The organism is Longimicrobium sp. (assembly GCA_036377595.1).
Lineage (GTDB): Bacteria > Gemmatimonadota > Gemmatimonadetes > Longimicrobiales > Longimicrobiaceae > Longimicrobium.
The window spans coordinates 14,463-30,583 of record DASUYB010000176.1 but is presented as its reverse complement, the minus strand read 5'-3'; the positions used below and the strand labels follow the sequence as shown (position 1 = coordinate 30,583).

At 72.3% G+C, this 16,121-nt stretch carries 15 protein-coding genes; 5 read left to right on the top strand and 10 right to left on the bottom strand.

Annotated features, from left to right (window positions below; genetic code table 11):
* Positions 1-120: 120 nt before the first annotated feature.
* From VF092_29365 to VF092_29350, 4 genes are all read right to left on the bottom strand, one after another.
* The gene (locus VF092_29365) at positions 121-396 is read right to left on the bottom strand and encodes a hypothetical protein (protein HEX6751437.1); all 276 of its coding nucleotides are present in this window, start codon (positions 394-396) and stop codon (positions 121-123) included.
* A gap of 29 nt (positions 397-425) precedes the next feature.
* Positions 426-2,579, bottom strand: a complete 2,154-nt coding sequence (locus VF092_29360) for a S8 family serine peptidase (protein ID HEX6751436.1) — start codon at positions 2,577-2,579, stop codon at positions 426-428.
* A 99-nt stretch (positions 2,580-2,678) separates the two neighbouring features.
* Positions 2,679-3,275 (bottom strand): hypothetical protein, encoded by a 597-nt coding sequence (locus VF092_29355; GenBank protein HEX6751435.1) that lies wholly within the window; start codon positions 3,273-3,275, stop codon positions 2,679-2,681.
* A 98-nt stretch (positions 3,276-3,373) separates the two neighbouring features.
* Positions 3,374-4,057, bottom strand: a complete 684-nt coding sequence (locus tag VF092_29350; GenBank protein HEX6751434.1) for a phage tail protein — start codon at positions 4,055-4,057, stop codon at positions 3,374-3,376.
* A gap of 121 nt (positions 4,058-4,178) precedes the next feature.
* Here VF092_29350 and VF092_29345 point away from each other — a divergent pair, with 121 nt between their 5' ends.
* The 3 genes from VF092_29345 to VF092_29335 all read left to right on the top strand — a co-directional run bounded on the left by VF092_29345 (position 4,179) and on the right by VF092_29335 (position 8,744).
* Positions 4,179-7,064 (top strand): BTAD domain-containing putative transcriptional regulator, encoded by a 2,886-nt coding sequence (locus VF092_29345; GenBank protein ID HEX6751433.1) that lies wholly within the window; start codon positions 4,179-4,181, stop codon positions 7,062-7,064.
* Between the two features lie 235 nt (positions 7,065-7,299).
* On the top strand, positions 7,300-7,452 hold the full coding sequence (locus VF092_29340; GenBank protein HEX6751432.1) for a hypothetical protein: 153 nt from the start codon (positions 7,300-7,302) through the stop codon (positions 7,450-7,452).
* A 278-nt stretch (positions 7,453-7,730) separates the two neighbouring features.
* Entirely contained in the window at positions 7,731-8,744 is a 1,014-nt protein-coding gene (locus VF092_29335) for an IS630 family transposase (GenBank protein HEX6751431.1), read from the top strand.
* 53 nt (positions 8,745-8,797) lie between these two features.
* On the opposite strand, the gene VF092_29330 is transcribed toward VF092_29335, so the two are convergent.
* Positions 8,798-10,708 carry a VWA domain-containing protein gene (locus VF092_29330; protein HEX6751430.1) on the bottom strand — a complete coding sequence of 637 codons (1,911 nt, stop codon included), beginning with the start codon at positions 10,706-10,708 and terminating at the stop codon, positions 8,798-8,800.
* Positions 10,709-10,719: 11 nt separating this feature from the next.
* Positions 10,720-11,577: a CbbQ/NirQ/NorQ/GpvN family protein gene (locus VF092_29325; protein ID HEX6751429.1), complete on the bottom strand. Its 858-nt coding sequence runs from the start codon at positions 11,575-11,577 to the stop codon at positions 10,720-10,722.
* A 555-nt stretch (positions 11,578-12,132) separates the two neighbouring features.
* Here VF092_29325 and VF092_29320 point away from each other — a divergent pair.
* The gene (locus VF092_29320; GenBank protein HEX6751428.1) at positions 12,133-12,738 is read left to right on the top strand and encodes a papain-like cysteine protease family protein; all 606 of its coding nucleotides are present in this window, start codon (positions 12,133-12,135) and stop codon (positions 12,736-12,738) included.
* Between the two features lie 62 nt (positions 12,739-12,800).
* Positions 12,801-13,370, top strand: coding sequence for a hypothetical protein (locus tag VF092_29315; GenBank protein ID HEX6751427.1), 570 nt, complete (start codon positions 12,801-12,803; stop codon positions 13,368-13,370).
* A gap of 85 nt (positions 13,371-13,455) precedes the next feature.
* Here VF092_29315 and VF092_29310 read toward each other — a convergent pair whose 3' ends face one another.
* From VF092_29310 to VF092_29295, 4 genes are all read right to left on the bottom strand, one after another.
* Positions 13,456-14,097: a flavin reductase family protein gene (locus tag VF092_29310; GenBank protein ID HEX6751426.1), complete on the bottom strand. Its 642-nt coding sequence runs from the start codon at positions 14,095-14,097 to the stop codon at positions 13,456-13,458.
* Positions 14,098-14,374: 277 nt separating this feature from the next.
* Positions 14,375-15,025 (bottom strand): alpha/beta hydrolase-fold protein, encoded by a 651-nt coding sequence (locus VF092_29305; GenBank protein HEX6751425.1) that lies wholly within the window; start codon positions 15,023-15,025, stop codon positions 14,375-14,377.
* Between the two features lie 168 nt (positions 15,026-15,193).
* Positions 15,194-15,670 carry a cupin domain-containing protein gene (locus VF092_29300; GenBank protein ID HEX6751424.1) on the bottom strand — a complete coding sequence of 159 codons (477 nt, stop codon included), beginning with the start codon at positions 15,668-15,670 and terminating at the stop codon, positions 15,194-15,196.
* Between the two features lie 21 nt (positions 15,671-15,691).
* Complete coding sequence (locus VF092_29295) at positions 15,692-16,120, bottom strand: hypothetical protein (protein ID HEX6751423.1); 429 nt, start codon at positions 16,118-16,120, stop codon at positions 15,692-15,694.
* Position 16,121: the final 1 nt, after the last annotated feature.

Sequence of the window (16,121 nt, the reverse complement as noted above, 5' to 3'; positions counted from 1 at the left end):
GGAATCTCACGCAGAGGGCGCAGAGGGCGCAGAGGCCGCAGAGGCCGCAGAGGATTGCATTCAGTTCCTCTGCGACCTCTGCGCCCTCTGCGTGAGCCTTCTGTTCAGGCGATTCGGGGATCAGCGCCGCTGGCGGGGGCTCGACGCCAGCGTGCGCCGGCGGCCGATCTCGCGCGCGATGCTGTCCAGTGTGCTCGCCGAGCTGAGATCTCCGTCGTGCCAGGGCGGCCGCAGGTAGGGGAACTCCATCCGGATAGCCTCGGCGATTTCCTGCCGTTTCCGGGCGTCGGCCACAACGTCACCCAGCGGCGCGGCTTCGGCGCCGTCGGTGCCCAGCTTCCCCAGCAGGATCGCCCGCACCCGGTCGCGGAGCGACATGTCCAGCATTCCTTCCATCGCTCGCCTCCCTTCTCCCGCAGACTACTTCAGGCAGGCACCGCGTTGTCGATCACCAGCGCGTAGTCCTGCCAGGCCGGCCAGCGGAACGGCGGCCGCGCGTCCACCGCCAGCACGGCGGCGATCACCCGCACCTCGTACGGGCCGGCCCACGGACGCTCGACGTACACGCACTCCACGTTGTTGAGATGGTCGAAGTCGCCGGTATTCGCAACCGAGAAGCCGTCGCGGAAGGCGTTGCCCTTGAAGACGCGGCCGGTGGCGACCTCGGTGACCTCCAGGTCCAGGTCGTTGGCCAGCGCGGGAACGGCCCCGTCGGCGCCCGGCGCGTCCGTCCAGGCGAGCGTGATCCGCAGCGGCCGGTCGGCGTCGCCCGCGCGCACCCGGAAGGCGTGCTCCTGCAGCGGGGCGGTGAAGGGAAGCGCCTGGTCGCGCAGGAACCTGGGCTCGCGCGACACCATCCCCGCCAGCGACGCGCGCCCCCACCCCTGGTCGCCGCTGGGGACGTGCCGCACCCCCTCGGACGCCAGGTCGTCGGCGCCGTTCACCAGCAGCGCCTTCACCATCGCGGGGCTGGGCCTGCGCCCGAAGAAGCGGTTCCCCCACCACTCGATCAGCAGCGCCACCAGCCCGGACACGTGCGCCGCCGCCAGCGACGTCCCCGTGCGCTCGGTCGAGGGCGAGGAGGCGGGCGCCACGACGGTGGGGACGATGCGCCCGTCCTCCGCGGCGCGGCCGGCGCGCGCACCCCCGGCGCGACCGACGACGATGGCGTTCTTGGCCTCCTTCGGCTCGGTGACGGCGCCGGACCCGTCGTCGCCCGCGGAGAAGACCATCACCAGCGATCCGAGCGCCGGGTTCGCGAGACCGTCGGCGTGGGGATCGCGCACCAGCCGGTCGACGGCGGCGGCGTTGCCGGTGTAGCCCTTCGCGGGCCCCATCCCCCAGCTGTTGTTCATCACCTGCGCGCCGTTGAGCACCATCAGCCGCGTGTACGTGGCCAGCGGCGTCAGCGCGGCGGTGCCCGGCATCCCCACGGCGTTGATGCAGCCGAAGCGCGCTCCCGGCGCAATCCCCGGGTCGAGCGGCGGCCAGGCCGGGTTGATGCCGGAGCGGCCCCGCCCCACTGCGATCTCGGCCACCCGCGTCCCGTGGCCGCTGGGGTCCTCGGGCGCGCGGCCGCTGCTCACGTCGCAGAAGAAGGCCATCCGCCCGCGCAGGCCGGGGCGCAGGGTGAAGGTGTTGTTGGTGTCCACGCCGGTGTCGCAGATCCCCACCACCACGCCGTGCCCGGTGGGCCCCGGGGTGTCGGGGACGTGGGCGTAGCCGCGCACGATCGCCGCGGCCGACATCCCGTCGCCGTCCAGCAGCGGCACGAGAGCCTCCGCCGCGCGGTCGTCCTCCGCGTGCAGCACGGCGGGGCGATGGCGGACGGAGCGCACCCATGGCAGCCGCGCGACCAGCGGGACGCGGTCCGCGTCGAGCTCGGCCACCATGCAGGCGAAGCCGTCGCGGTGCGTGGACCCGCGTCCCCAGCGCAGCGCCACGGTGCCGCCGGCCCGGCCGATGGCGGCCGCCACCTCGCCGGCGCGGTCGGCGGGATACACCGTCACCTGGAGATAGCGGACGCGCCCCGTCCTTTCCCGCAGCTCGCCGCCCACGCGCCAGGCGGGCTCGAACGGCCGCGTCCAGCGCACGAAGTCCAGCCCCCGCAGCCGCGCGGCGTCGGCCGGCGCGGCGTGGACGAACAGGCCGCACCGTCCGACCGGCTCGGCCACCTCCACCCCCAGCGCCTCGATCCGCCTCACCCACTCCGCGCACGGCGGCGCGGCGAGCAGCACCAGGTGGTGCGGCCAGGAGTCCGCGAGCGCCGTGGGGATGCGGAGCTCCGGCGGGACGCCCTCCATCCCACCCTCCTCGGCATCGATCCGATGATCGCCCAGTTGTACCACGTCCGCGCCGGGGAGCGGCTTCACGCGAAAGCCTCGCGCCTCCAGCGCGCGCCAGGCACCGTCGCCGCCGCGGTCGAGTGACGCGAGCGCGCCGTGCGGCGTCCTCATCTCCACGCGCACGCCCAGGGCGGCCAGCGCGGCCTCGTCCTCGGGCCCCGGGACGATCGCCTGCTGCGTCCGGGACGATGCCCTCGGAGAGGGCCGGCGGGTCACCAGCACGGGTTGCGTCATCCCCTCCTGCCCCTCGAATGGTGATCGCGCTTCGGGGGAGAGGCCCCCCGCGGGCCGGTGCGGCGCCCGCGGGGAAGCCCTGCCTTCACGGACCGCCGGTCAGGCGGCCTTCTTGATCTGCGGACCGGGGGGCGTCAGCGGGCCCTGGCCGTGGGAGTGGCCGCCGCCGCCCGCGAGCGACGAGGAACCGCCGGCCACCAGCCGCATCAGCCCGGGCACCTTCGCGCACTCCCTGGCGAACACGGCGAAGATGTCCGTCTTCCCGACCGCGTCCTTCAGCGCCTTGGCGTGCGGCGCCTCGGCGTCCAGCAGCAGGCTGTGCACGATGTCGCTCGCCATCTCCGCCCGCGCCTTCCAGTCCGTGGCCCCGATCTCCGGGTCCTCGAACGAGTGCAGACCCTTGTTGTGCAGGTAGATCTGCGCGGCGAGCTCCGGATCCACGTCCTTGAACCCGTCCTCGCCGATGGCGGACTTCAGCACGCCGAACGCGTACTCGTTGCGCCGCCACAGCTCGAGCACCAGGCTCAGCAGCAGGTACATCCCGCTGCGCAGCTCCTTGCTCGCGTCGGCGGTGGCCGCCTCCATCTCGGTGACCAGGAACTTGGTTCCCGCGCCCCCCTGGAGGTTGTGGACCTCGCAGGGCCCGTTGTTGGCCACCAGCCCCAGCTCTGCCAGTGTCTTGTCCGCGACGAGCATTCCGACCTCCCATTGAGTGATGTGACAGTGATCTCCGCCTGTGGGGTCGCCGCCACGCGAGTGGCAGCGGGCGTTCCGGCCAGGCGGACCGCCGGGGCCTATGGTCTGGCGCGAATGATCCAGCGCACGCTCACGTTCCTGGGGCGCGTCTCGGCGTCGCCCCCCGTCACCAGGTAGCCGCGCCTGGCGACGCTTCCCGCCACCGCCACCGGCTCGGCCCGCTCGCTCGCCGGCGGGGCGGCGCCGCCCGCCGCGGGGCTTCCGTTCCGGGTTCCCTCGACCAGCGAGGTCCACTGCGCGACGGGGATGTCGATGACCGCGCGGAAGGGCTGCATGGGGTCGCGGGGGAGGGCGGTGGCGTCGGGCTGGTAGGAGCCCACCCGGTTGCCGGCGTTGCCGGTGCCCGCCCGCGCCGCCGACCGCGTCTCGGCGGCGGGGTCGGAGCCGGAGCGCTCGCCGTCCTGGCCCGCGTCCACCCCGCGGAGGAAGCGGCCGCGGTAGTCGGGGAGGTTGAAGTCGGCCTCCCTGACCCCCAGCATCGACACCCCCGCGCCGTGCGAGGTGCCGATGGCGCGGAAGAGCTCCGGCCAGTCGTCGCGATGGAGCGCGCGTCCGTCGCACAGGAGCCATCCGTCGGGCACGCCCTCGCCGGTGTAGGCCATCACCGTTCCCACCGGCACCGCTCCCGGGGCGCCTCCCTCCGCCCCCCGCCCGTGGGTGGTGTAGCAGAACGCCAGAGCGGCCAGCGCCGCTGCGCCCAGGATCGCCCGTGTACCGTCCATTGCGTCCTCCTCTCCATGCGCGCCCGGCGGGGAATCGGCCGGGCCACTTGCGGCATTCCCGGCCGCGTGACTGATTATGGAGCGCCCGCTTCAACCCCGTATCCGTACTCACATCAACCACGTGAAATCCTTCCGTCTCAAGCTCTTCGGGGGCGCCGTCCTCGAAGACGAGTCCGGCATTGTGGGCGGCCGCGCGGCCCATCGGCGCCGCCTGGCGCTGCTGGCGCTGCTCGCGGTCGGGCGGGGGCCCACGGTGGGACGCGAGCGGCTGATGGCACTGTTGTGGCCCGAGAAGGACGACGAGAACGCGCGCCATCTCCTCTCCGAGTCGCTGTACGTGCTGCGGAAGCGGCTGGGCGAGGGGGCGCTGGTGGCGGCGGGGAACGAGCTGGGGGTGGATCCCGCGGTGGTGGCGTGCGACGTGGCGGCGTTCGACGAGGCGATCGCGGCGGGGAGGGAGGAAACGGCGGTGGGGCTGTACGCTGGACCCTTCCTGGACGGCTTCTACGTGGACGACGCCCCCGAGTTCGAGCGCTGGGCCGAGGGCGAGCGCGACCGCCTCGCGCGCGCGTACGCGGAGGCGCTGGAAACGCTGGCCGAGCGCCGCGAGGGCGAGGGCGAGTGGAAGGCGGCGGCGGAGTGGTGGCGCCGGCTGTTCAGGCACGACCCGTACAAGGAACCCGTCGTCCTGCGGCTGATGACGGCGCTCGAGGCGACCGGCGAGCGCGCGGAAGGGTTGAAGGTGGCCGCCGAGCACGTCCGGCTGATGCGGGAGGACCTGGGGGCCAAGCCCTCACCGGCGGTGGAGCAGCTCGCCGAGCGTCTCCGCTCCGACCCCGGTCCCGCCGAAGCGCCGGCGCGCGCCCCCTCTCCGCCCATCTCCGTTCCCGTTCCCGTGATCGTCGCCGCGCCGGAGCCGGACCCGCCGGCGGCGGACCCGGTCGCGGGGCAGGGAACGGCGGAGGAGGTTGGAGATGGAGACGCGATCATCTCCACAATGCCGCAAGCGGGGGATGCCATCGCGCCGGACGACGCCATCCCGGTCACGCGGAGGCGGCGTCGCCCGCTGATGCCGCTGCTGGCGGCCGCCGCGGTCCTCGCCGCGACCGCCGCGGCCGTGTGGGTCAGGCTGCGGCCGCAGGACGCCGCGGCGGGAGTGACGGTGGCGGTGTTCTCGTTCGAGGCGGCGGGAGACGCCCGCGACGCGCCGGCGGACGCGGGCGAGCTGCAGGGGCTCTTCTCCAGCGCGTTCACGCTGGTCCCCGGGCTGTGGACGGTCGATGCGACGCCGCGCACCGAGGCCCGCGGCTGGCGCGAGGTGCCGCTGGAGGAGCTGAAGTCCGCCGCGCGGGCCAAGGGCGCGCGCTACGCGGCCGTCCCCGAGGTGATCTCCACCAGCCCGCTGCGCATCTCCGTGTCCGTGCGCGAGGTGCAGGGGTGGACCCAGGTGGCGCGCGAGAGCTCGGCGCCGGGCGAGCCGCCGGGCGGGGCCGTGCAGCGCATCGGGCTGCGCCTGGCGCGCGCGGTGGCCCAGCGCGAGCACATCGACGTGGGCCCGGCCGCGTACCTGCTCACCGCCAGCGACTCGGCGGCCGCGCTCAGCCACTTCATGCTGGGCACCAGCAGCTTCCGCGCGGGCGATCCCGCGGCGGCCGCGCAGGAGTTCCGCGCCGCCGTGAAGGCCGACCCGCTCTGCCTGCTGGCCTCCCACCGGCTGAGTGTGGTGCTGACGTGGTCGCCGGAGTGGAAGTTCAAGGAGGCGCTGCAGGCGGTGGACTCGGGACTGGCGCACCGCGATCAGGCCCGCTCCATCGACGTGCAGCTGCTCGAGGCGCAGCGGCTGCTGATCGTGCGCCACGGAAGCGAGGCGGTGCAGCGCTTCACCCGCATCACCGTGAACGACCCGTCGATGCTGGACGGGTGGTTCGGCAAGGGCGAGGCGGTGTTCCACTTCGAGGGGATGCTGGGCGGGCGGCCCGAGGACGCGCTGAGCGCCTTCGAGCAGGTGGTGCGGATGGACTCCACCTACTCACCCGTGTACGAGCACCTCTCCGAGATCGCCATCCGTCTGGGCGACCGCGAGCGTGCCGAGCGCTATGCTCCGCGCGTGCGCAGCCCCGAGGCGCCGCAGTACCAGCTCGGCGTGGCGCTGCGCTTCGGGGATGACGACGAGCGGGCGTCCATGCTGGCGGCGCTCGACACCACGGGACGCAGCACGGTGTCGAACGTGGCCCGGATCTTCAGCTTCGATCCGCGCATGGTGGACACGCTCGGCACGCTGCTGATGCGGCGCAGCGAGGTGGACGACCGCCGCTGGGGCGCCAGCTTCCGCATCGCGGCGCTGACCGCGCAGGGGAAGTGGCCGCGGGCGCTGCAGATCTGGCGGACGCTTCCCCCCGCGCCGTTCGACAAGTGGCTGGTGCACGCGCGCCTGGCGGGGTACCCCTCGCCCGAGGGCGACGAGATGCTTCGCTATGCCCGGACGTTCGTGGAGGAGGAGGGGCCGGACTTCGGCGTGCTCAACGCGCGCACGCGCGACCCGTTCCGCGCGGTGGTGCACCTGGCGCTGCTGCAGGGCGACTCGGCGGAGGTCGCCTTTCTCCTGCAGCGGCTCGACGCCGCGGAACCCGCGGCTGGCGCGTGGAACCCCGAGCCGGGAGCGCTGCGGGCCACGCTGCGCGCGCGCCAGGCGCTGCTCGCGGGCGACACGGCCACGGCCATCCGGCGGCTGCAGGAGGCGCTGGAGCGCGCGCCGTGGTGGATCTCGGCCTTTGCGCCGCTGGCCGACGCGGCGCCCGAGCGGCTGCTGCTGGCCCAGCTTCTCGCGGCGCAGGGGCGCCCGAGCGAGGCGGAGATCTGGCTCAACTCCTTCGGCAACGTCGGCGCGGTCGGCGACCTGATCTACCGCCCGGCCGTCGAGCGCCTGCGCGCGCAGATCCGCGCGCGGCGCCCCGCCGCCGCGGCCCACCCGGCACCGCGACGGGCAGCCGCCCACGCGACGCGGTGATCGCGGACGGTGATGCACATCACCGCGCGACGGGCATCGCCGCGCCGCCGCGATCCGCCGTCGTCCCGCCCGTCCCGCCGATCCGTCCCGCGCATCCGCCCGTTCGTCCCGCCGCCGTCATCCGCGCGGCGGGATGCGCGTCGTCTGGGCAGGAGCGCGTGGCATCCCGCAGCGCGCGCCGCGCCCCGGGCGGACCCTTCCGCGGCGGGCGGCACCGGCGGGACTGGAGGCATCCATGGCAGGCAAGGCGGACCTGGTGAACAGCATCGTCGACTCCGTCGAGTACATCCAGAAGATCCCGGTCCAGGATGGCTGGAAGGAGGATGGCGCGGACGTCGCGCTCGCGCCCGCCGGCACCTTGCCGGTTAACCCGCTGGGCGGCGCGTGATGGCGGCGGTGGACGACGAAGCGGCCGGGGCGTCATCGCGCTCCGGCCGCTTCGACGTTCAGCATCGACGTAAGCGAGCCAAGATTGATCACGAGCCGAACAGCCTCGCGCGGTTTGCGAGGCTTCCCAATGTTCGAGCCGCGGCTTATGCTCGTTGCGAATCTAAGTCGGCAACGGCTTATTGGTGCTTCCGGAGGGACGACTCACCTCAGCGGAGGATCGCCCGATGGCCAAGCGCCGCACGCCTGGAACTAACGCCGGAGCAGCACGATTACCTCGTGACGATTCGGGACCACGACAAGCGGCCGTACCTGCGCGAGCGTGCCGCCGCGCTCCTGAAGATCGGCTCCGGGATGAGCGCGCACCACGTCGCACGCCACGGGCTGCTGAAGCCCCGCGATCCGGACTCGGTCTACCAGTGGCTCAACGACTTCATAGGCACCGGGCGCCTGAAGCCGCGCCCGCATGTCGCGGGCCTTTTTCCCCCAGCGGATCCGGCTCGCGAGGCGGTGGCCGATCGCCTGAGCCAGCCGGTCGGTGACGACGGTCCGGACTGCTGGACGCTGGCCCTGGCTCGCGAGCACTGCCCCGAGCTGTCGGGACTGCAAACCATCAGCGGTGTGATTCGCCGCCTGCGCCGGTGGCGGATCTCCTGGAAGTGCGGCCGCATCCACCTGATCAGCCCCGATCCTCAGTACGAGAGCAAGGTCGCGGCGATCCGCGCGATCCGTGCGGCAGCGCTGGATGATCCCGAGCGGTTGCGCGTCCTCTTCGCCGACGAGGCGAGCTTCTACCGGCTGCCACACGCCGGGCGCACCTGGCATTGCGAAGGAGGTGGAGGCGGGGCACAGCCCACCGCTGTGCATACGGCGGGGTCGAACACGCGCCGCCGGATCGTCGCGACGCTCGACGTGCAGGACGGCCGCGTGCTCTTCCAGACCGGCTCCATGATCGGCATCAAGGCGCTGCGCGCGTTCCTGCGCCGCATCCGCCGCCATTACGGCGACGAACTCCGCCTGGTGATCGTCTGGGACAACTGGCCGCTGCACTACCACCCGGAAATCCTGCGCGTCGCTGGCGAGGAACGTATTGAGCTGCTCTACACGCCGACCTACGCGCCGTGGACGAACCCGATCGAGAAGCTCTGGAAGAAGCTTCGCCACGATGTCCTCCGCCTGCACCACTGCAGCGGCGAGTGGAAGAAGCTCCGCGCGCGGGTGGATGGCTACCTCGCCAAGCTCCGCGGCGCGAATCCGGCCCTCCTCCGCTACGTCGGGCTATTACCGGCTTAGATTCGCAACGAGCATCAGCCGCCCGTCCGAACGCAGACCCGACGATTCGTCCATCACCCCCGCAGCAATCCCCGCACGACCTTGAGCAGCGCCAGCGGCAGGTGCTCGGGGTGGTGGAGGATCACGTGGCCCGCGGGGCCGAAGATGCGCGGGAGGTAGGCCGCCGCCTTCTGGTCCACCGTCAGGCAGAAGGGGAAGACGCCCAGCGCGCGCGCCTCGGCCACGGCTTGGCGCGTGTCCTCGACGGCGAAGGAGCCCTGGTAGTGGTCGTCGTCGTTGGGCTTGCCGTCGGACAGGATCAGCAGCAGCCGGTGGCGCGCGCCCTGCCGCGCCAGCACGTCCGCGGCGTGGCGGATGGCGGCGCCCATCCGCGTGTATCCCTCCGGCCGCAGCCCGGCCACCCGCGCGCGCACCTCGTCTCCGTTACGCTCGCCGAAGCCCTTCACCACGCGCATCCTGACGTTCGCCGCGCCCTTGCCGGAGAAGGTGAGCACGGCGTAGCGGTCGCCCAGCGCGTCGAACGCCTCGCTGGCCAGCAGCAGCGCCCGCTTCTCGATGTCGATGATGGGGATGCCGTTCACCCACTCCGACGTGCTGCCGCTGATGTCCACCAGCAGGAGGATGGAGAGCTCGCGGCGCGCGGGACGGACGGCGGCGTACAGGCGGTCGCTCACCGTGTGCCCGGTGCGGAGGTCGACGAGCGCGCGGACGCAGGCGGCCAGGTCCAGCTCGTCGCCGTCGCGCTGGGCGGTGAGGCGGAGCCTGCGCGCGCGCAGCCGCTCGAACTGCTCGCGCAGGCGGCGCACCGTTGCGGCGTGCGTCCGCAGCACCTGCGCCGACCACTCGCCGTCGCCCGGCACCGTGCCGGCCACGCGGACGAACGCGCCCGGGCGCCGGTAGCCGCCTGCGTCCGCGTCCCACTCGGGGTAGGGGATCGCGGCGGGAGGGGGGATTTCGAGCGGTGACGCGGGCGCCGCCGTCCTCCCGGCGGCTTCGGGAGATGACGTGCCCGTCATGTCCGGCGGCTCTCTCTCCGCGTCCGCATCGCCCCCGCCGGAAGTGACGGAGCCGCCGCGTGGATCGGCGATGTTCGTCGGGCTGGCGGCGTCCGCGGCATTGATCGACGTCTCCGACCGGTCGTCGCCGGGCGACGCGGCGTACCGCAGGGGCGGGGCGAACCGCGCCGAACGCGTGCGCGTGGTGCGGGAGCGGTGGATGTCCTGGTTGAGGCGAGGCCGACGCGCCGACGACGACGCGGAGGGCGCCGCGACCACCGTCCCCCACGCGGCGACGGGCGGTACGCCGCGGTAGCGCGCGCCGGCGGAGGCCAGCCGCGCCGCCGTCGCGCGCGCCCAGGCGAGCGAGTCCGCGGGCTCGGCGGCGGCGGGGAGATCGGCCGCCTCGCCGGCGAGGACGCCGCGGACCAGCTGCTCCACCTCGCGCTCGGCGGGCGTGAGCACGTCCATCTCCGGGCGTCGCGCGAGGGCGGCCGCGCGCTCCGCCGCCTGCGCGGGTGCGAGTCCCGGCGCCGTCCGCGCGATCGCATCCTCCACCGCCGCGCCCTCCGCGAGGAGATAGAGGTCGCGGACGAGCGGCGGCTCATCTCCCGAAAGCGCCGCCGCCGTCCCGCGCGCCAGCCGCTCCGCCTGCTCCACCGCCATCAGCCGGTAGCGCGCGACCGCGTCTCCCTCGCCCGACGGGAGGCGCGGGGGGAGGAAGACGCGCTCGCCGTCGCTGGCGGGGAGCGGCTCGGTGGGTTGGAGATGCGCGGGGGTGCGGAGGAAGAGGCGGCGCAGGCGCCCCGGCGCGCGCGGCGCCTCCGCCGCGGCGACGGTGATGGGGCGATCGTAGAGGGCGGCCAGGAGCAGCTCCAGCCGCCGGCGCACGTCCTCCAGCGCCACGGGCGGCGGGGCGTCGGGCTCCGGCGCGCGCCGGGCGCCGCGGAGGCGGGCGAGGAGACCCATCCCCATCTCCCTCAAAGCGTTGCGGCGATGAGGTCGGAGATGGCCGCGAGCAGGTCGGGGTCGTCGGTGAGCGGCGCCACCAGTCCCGCCCGGCACGCCTCGTCGGCGGGGATGCCGCCCGCGATCAGCCGCGCGGTGGAGACGAGCAGCCGCGTGCTGGGCGCCTCGGCCAGCCCCTGGTCGCGCAGGTTGCGCACGCGCGCGGCCAGGCGGACGAGCCGCGCCGCCGTCGCCTCGTCCACCCCGCTCTCGTGCGCGACGATCGTGGTTTCCGCGGCAGGCGGGGGAAAGTCGAACTCGAGCGAGACGAAGCGCTGGCGGGTGCTGGGCTTCAGGTCCTTGAGCGCGTGCTGGTAGCCGGGGTTGTAGGAGATGACGAGCTGGAAGCCCGGCGCCGCCTCGATCAGCTCGCCCGTCTTGTCGATGGGCAGCAGCCGACGGTCGTCGGTGAGGGGGTGGATGACGACGACGGTGTCCTGCCGCGCCTCCACGACTTCGTCCAGGTAGCAGATGGCGCCCAGCCGCACCGCCGTGGTCAGCGGCCCGTCGGCCCACACCGTCTCGCCGCCGCGGATCAGGTAGCGCCCGGTGAGGTCGCTCGCCGACAGGTCGTCGTGGCAGGCGATGGTCACCAGCGGGCGCTTCAGCCGCCACGCCATGTGCTCCACGAAGCGCGTCTTTCCGCACCCCGTGGGCCCCTTCAGCATCACCGGCAGCCCGCGCCCGTGGCAGGCGGCGAACACCTCGATCTCGCGCCCGGCGGGCACGTAGTACGGCTCCTCCGCGCCCGGCATGCGCACGCCCTCCGCCGATTCCTGCGTCCGCGCCGCCGTCGCGCGGCCGCGGGTGATGTCGATCTGCTGCGTCATGCCAAATCCGTGAATTCAGTCGGTGTATTCGTGCGATGACCGCCTGGACGTCATCCTGAAGCCCGGCCAGACCGTAACCAGTGTCTTCCCAAAACCTTGCAGGCTGAAGGATCTGTGGCCGATGAGACAGCACCGCTGCTTGCTGAATGCACCGGCTCTTTCTTCGGATTCGGTGTCATCCGTCGTCGGCTGTAGGGACGTCCTGCGCAGCGGTTCGCCGCTCGGGCGATGAAGGTGAGGCAGGTCCGGTGCCGCCGACAGAGTTTGAGCCGATCTTCGCCAAACCTTTACATCTTCGGAAGATGCGGAATGGAAACGACGTTCGGGCCAAAGATGGCCCGCACGCCGTCCATGCGCTCCACCGCCGCGCGGCCATGCTGTCGACGGCCTACACGTATGGCAGCCCGTCGCGCACCCTATTTCTTTCTAAGGGCGCATGCCGAGCGGGAACGAACGGCTGATCTTGACGATGCGGCTTCCCTCGTGCATTCATGCGGGCGTGCCTGTCTGCTGCCCAGCCGTCCCTCCCCGCCATACACCGCGAGCGAGGCACCCATGCCGCTGCCGCTCATCGCGACCCAGACCCGGCGCAGACTGCGAGTTCAGCGCCTGCCGTGGTATCTCGAGGTCATCTACCCGCTCTGGTACTGGCTCAGGCGGCTGCTCCACCTGATCCGGTGCAGGAGCTTGGCCTTCACCATGCAGCATCAGGAGCAGACGCAGTGGTGCTGGTCGGCCACCACGGTCAGCGTCTCCCATTTCTACAATGCAGCGAGCACGTGGACCCAGTGCGCGCTGGTGAACGCGGAACTGGTCCGGAACGACTGCTGCCCGGCCGGGAACTCGGCGGCTTGCAACGTGCCGTGGACGTTGAGCGACCCCTTGACCCGCACCGGCAACCTCGCGTCGTGGCAGAACGGGACCATCACCTATGCCAGCATCCAAGGACAGATCGACACGGGACGTGTGGTGTGCTGCCGGATCGGGTGGAGCGGCGGAGGCGGGCACTTCTGTGCAATCCGCGGATACTGCTCCACGACCGCCGATTGGCTGAACATCGGCGACCCGTGGTACGGCGATTCGTCGTACACCTACCCGGGGTTCAGCTCCGCGTACCAGGGGAGCGGGAGCTGGACGCACACCTATCTCACCCAACCCTGAAAGGGTGAGGAGCCATGCCTCTTAACACTGCCAGCCCGCCGCCCGAACAAGGAGTGTCTGCCGTGGAGCAGGCACTGGCGAGGCTGCTCAGGGACCCGGCGCCGGCCACGCCCGCGCTGCGCCGCGCCCGGCTGACCGAGCTCGACGTCGCGATCCCGCACCCGGTCTACCACGTGGGGCTCTCCGATCTCGCCGCCGGTAGGCTGACCGCGGCGGCCCGGCTGGTGGCCTGGCGATACCTCCTCCTCGACGGTGAGCGCGTCATCGCCGCAGCCGAGGTCACCGCGCCGGGCGCTTCCGGCCGGGTGGAGCTCACACACTTCAACGAGGGTCCGTTCGTGAAGGCCACCGTGGACGCGCTGTCGCTGGCAGAGCAGGCGCCGCAGGTGGCTGGCGCGGCGTACGAGTTCCGTTCGCTGCGGATCCCCGCGCTATACGTTGCTTCGCTCTGGCTGCACGCTTCCGACGACCTGTTCATCCCCCTGCCACCCACGCACGAGAAGCTCGAGGCACTCCGGGTGTACACGGAAGAGCAGCTCATCACCGAGCTGCGCACCGCCGCGGCAGACCGACTGAAGATCGCCGAAGACTCCGGCGGCCCGGAAGAGGACATCGCCGTGCCGGTGCGTTGAGGAAGGCCCGGGGCCGGACGAGACGGGGACGGGACACCACCGGTGTCCCGTCCCCGTTTTCGTGAAGTCGCAGGATGCTCCCCAGTCACTCGTTCAGCTCTGGCTGCAGCGGCGGCGCGTCGGCGGGGGGACGGGCGAGCGACGGGGTCTCGCCGACCAGCGCGTAGAAGTCGCCCCAGAGGCGGGCGACGGGGGACAGCGCGCGGGTGTCGACGAACATCGTGCCGTCCTGCATCGGCAGGCCGTCGGCGAGGTGGACGCGGAGCACCTCGCCGATCACCAGCGTGTTGGCGGCGCCCTCGAGATCGACGTGCTTGAACAGGCGGCACTCCAGCACCGCCGGCGCGTTGGCCACGTACGGCGCGTCGACGGATTCGCCCCACGCCATCGGCACGCCCGCGTGCGCGAACTCGTCGATCTCCGGCGGATACTCGCCCGAGCTGTGGTTCATCTCCGCCAGCTGCCCCGCGGTGGCCGCGTTCACGCAGAAGCAGCCGGTGTCGAGGATGTTGCGCAGCGAGTCCTTCGGCTCGCCGCGGCGGTGGCCGATGGAGACGGAGACGAGGAACGGAGTCGGCGACACCGCCGCGAAGTAGCTGAACGGCGCCAGGTTCGGGTGCCCCGCCGCCGACCGCGTCGACACCCACGCCACGGGGCGCGGGACGACCAGCGACGTCAGCAGTTCGTACCGCTGCCGCGGGGTGATGGCCGAGGTGTCGATGATCATGGGAACGAGAAGAAAGGCCAATCGGAGATCGAGAACACCCCCCGGTGTCATCCTGAGGCAGCCGTCGGATGTACTCTCGTCGCGCGCCGAACTATTGCGGCTGCCGAAGGATCTTGCCCGGGCGGGGCGAATCTCGCCCGTTCGCGCCGGCCTCGCTCACGCCGATTCTAGATCCTTCGGGCGCGACAGGATCATGTCCGGACGCGAGTTACGGTGCATCGCGCCCTCAGGATGACACCTGGCGGTATCCTGTGAATCGGCAACTCTGATCGGCGCGTTACCCCAGCGCGGCGACGGCGTCGGCCAGCCATTCGCGCGCGTCCCGTGCCTCGTCGGGCGAGATGCCGTGGCCGATGCGGTAGTCGCGCGCGGTGAGGTCGGCGCCCGCGTCGCCCAGCTGCGCGCGGCCCTCGATGGCCAGCTCGAACGGGATCGCCGGGTCCATCGTGCCGTGGCCCCAGAAGAAGCGCGTCCCCGCGACGGTGTCGGGTGCCACGCGGATGGACGGGTGCCGGGCCAGGAAGCCGCTGAAGTTCATCACCAGCGGCACCGTGCCGGGGTTGCGGAGCGCGTACGCCATCGACATCACCCCGCCCTGGCTGAACCCGCCCAGCACCAGCGGCCCCGTGCGCACGGGGAGCCGCGACGGCAGCTCGGTCAGGAACGCGGCGAGGTCGGCCTGCGAGCGCTCGAAGCTCTCCGGTTCGGGGACGTTGCGGCCCAGGAACTGGTACCACGCCCAGCCGGGGCCGTATCCCCACGGCATCCCCGGCCACGGCGCCTCGGGGGTGACGACGACCGCGTCCGGCGCCAGCGCAGGCGCCAGCCCCACGAGGTCGAAACGGTCCGCGCCGCGGCCGTGCATCAGCACGACGAGCGGCGCGCCATCGGAAACGTGCGGGGGGATGACGGTTTCGTATTTCAGCATCGACCTTCGCGTGCGTGAGTGCGGAAGTGCGCGAGTACGTTGGGGTCAGGAGCGTGGAGCGTCGCCCCGGGAAGTCCGCGAAGGCGGACTGCGTGTCGTCGTAGCCGCGAGTTCACTCGCATACTCCGCGACATCGGCCGTAGCAGCAAGCGCCGATGTAAGAAAGCCTCACCCCTCCGCGGAACCCGTACTCCCCGTCGAGCGGTCGTACGGGACGATGTGCTCCCACTCGCTGGCGTCGGAGCGCGCGACTACGGCCACCACGGGCTCGGTGTCGCTGATGTTGAACACCTCGTGCGGCACGCCGGGGGCGATGAAGATGAAGTCGCCCGCCTCGTTCTCCACCACCTGTTTCAATCCGTCGCCGTACTCGTGGCGCACGCGGCCCTCGAGGATGAACAGCATCACCTCGAAGTCCACGTGGATGTGCGCGTACGCCACGCCGCCGGGCGGGATGGTGGCGACGTTCATCGACAGCTGCCTGGAGCCGACGTTCTTCGCGCTCATCCCCGTGCGGTAGCGGATGCCGTTCCACCCGCGCACGTTGCCGCCGCCGCGGATCACGAAGATGCCGTCGTGCCCCTCCACCGGCGCGCGCAGGTCGGCCGAATCGTCGCGGGGCAGGGTCGAAGTCGGTTCGCTCATGATACGTGAGATGCGATCGGGTTACTTCGTGGCCGCCGGGCAGGTCGGCTGATGGCTGCTGGAGATGGGCGACCGTCCGATGGCCGCGATGCCGCCCGCGATCAGCCCCAGCCCCAGCAGCAGGCCGACGAGCGCGATGGTGTGCGCGCGCCTCCCGTTCGTCTGCTTGCGCGCGTAGACGCTGGTCCCGTGCACCGCGACGGCGGCCAGCAGCATCATCATCAGGTGCCCCATCAGCGCGCCGTAGAAGCACCCCAGCACCACCATCGCGATCCCCAGCAGGATCTGCAGGTCCAGCAGGCCGGTGAAGATGGCCAGCGCGCCGCGCGACTGCCGCTCGTACGGCCGGTCGCCGGACGCGCCGAGCGCTAGGATCACCAGCGCCACCACGCCGGCCAGGAGAATCGCGAAGCGCAGCCCGGAATGGGCGTGGAAGATGGCGTTGATCACG

Bases quoted from the DNA above. Each gene is read 5' to 3' on its own strand.
- VF092_29360 (HEX6751436.1), bottom strand. From the start codon at position 2,579: ATGACGCAACCCGTGCTGGTGACCCGCCGGCCCTCTCCGAGGGCATCG.
- VF092_29310 (HEX6751426.1), bottom strand. From the start codon at position 14,097: ATGATCATCGACACCTCGGCCATCACCCCGCGGCAGCGGTACGAACTG.
- VF092_29325 (HEX6751429.1), bottom strand. From the start codon at position 11,577: ATGACGCAGCAGATCGACATCACCCGCGGCCGCGCGACGGCGGCGCGG.
- VF092_29365 (HEX6751437.1), bottom strand. From the start codon at position 396: ATGGAAGGAATGCTGGACATGTCGCTCCGCGACCGGGTGCGGGCGATC.
- VF092_29305 (HEX6751425.1), bottom strand. From the start codon at position 15,025: ATGCTGAAATACGAAACCGTCATCCCCCCGCACGTTTCCGATGGCGCG.
- VF092_29340 (HEX6751432.1), top strand. From the start codon at position 7,300: ATGGCAGGCAAGGCGGACCTGGTGAACAGCATCGTCGACTCCGTCGAG.
- VF092_29320 (HEX6751428.1), top strand. From the start codon at position 12,133: ATGCCGCTGCCGCTCATCGCGACCCAGACCCGGCGCAGACTGCGAGTT.
- VF092_29330 (HEX6751430.1), bottom strand. From the start codon at position 10,708: ATGGGTCTCCTCGCCCGCCTCCGCGGCGCCCGGCGCGCGCCGGAGCCC.
- VF092_29355 (HEX6751435.1), bottom strand. From the start codon at position 3,275: ATGCTCGTCGCGGACAAGACACTGGCAGAGCTGGGGCTGGTGGCCAAC.
- VF092_29300 (HEX6751424.1), bottom strand. From the start codon at position 15,670: ATGAGCGAACCGACTTCGACCCTGCCCCGCGACGATTCGGCCGACCTG.
- VF092_29350 (HEX6751434.1), bottom strand. From the start codon at position 4,057: ATGGACGGTACACGGGCGATCCTGGGCGCAGCGGCGCTGGCCGCTCTG.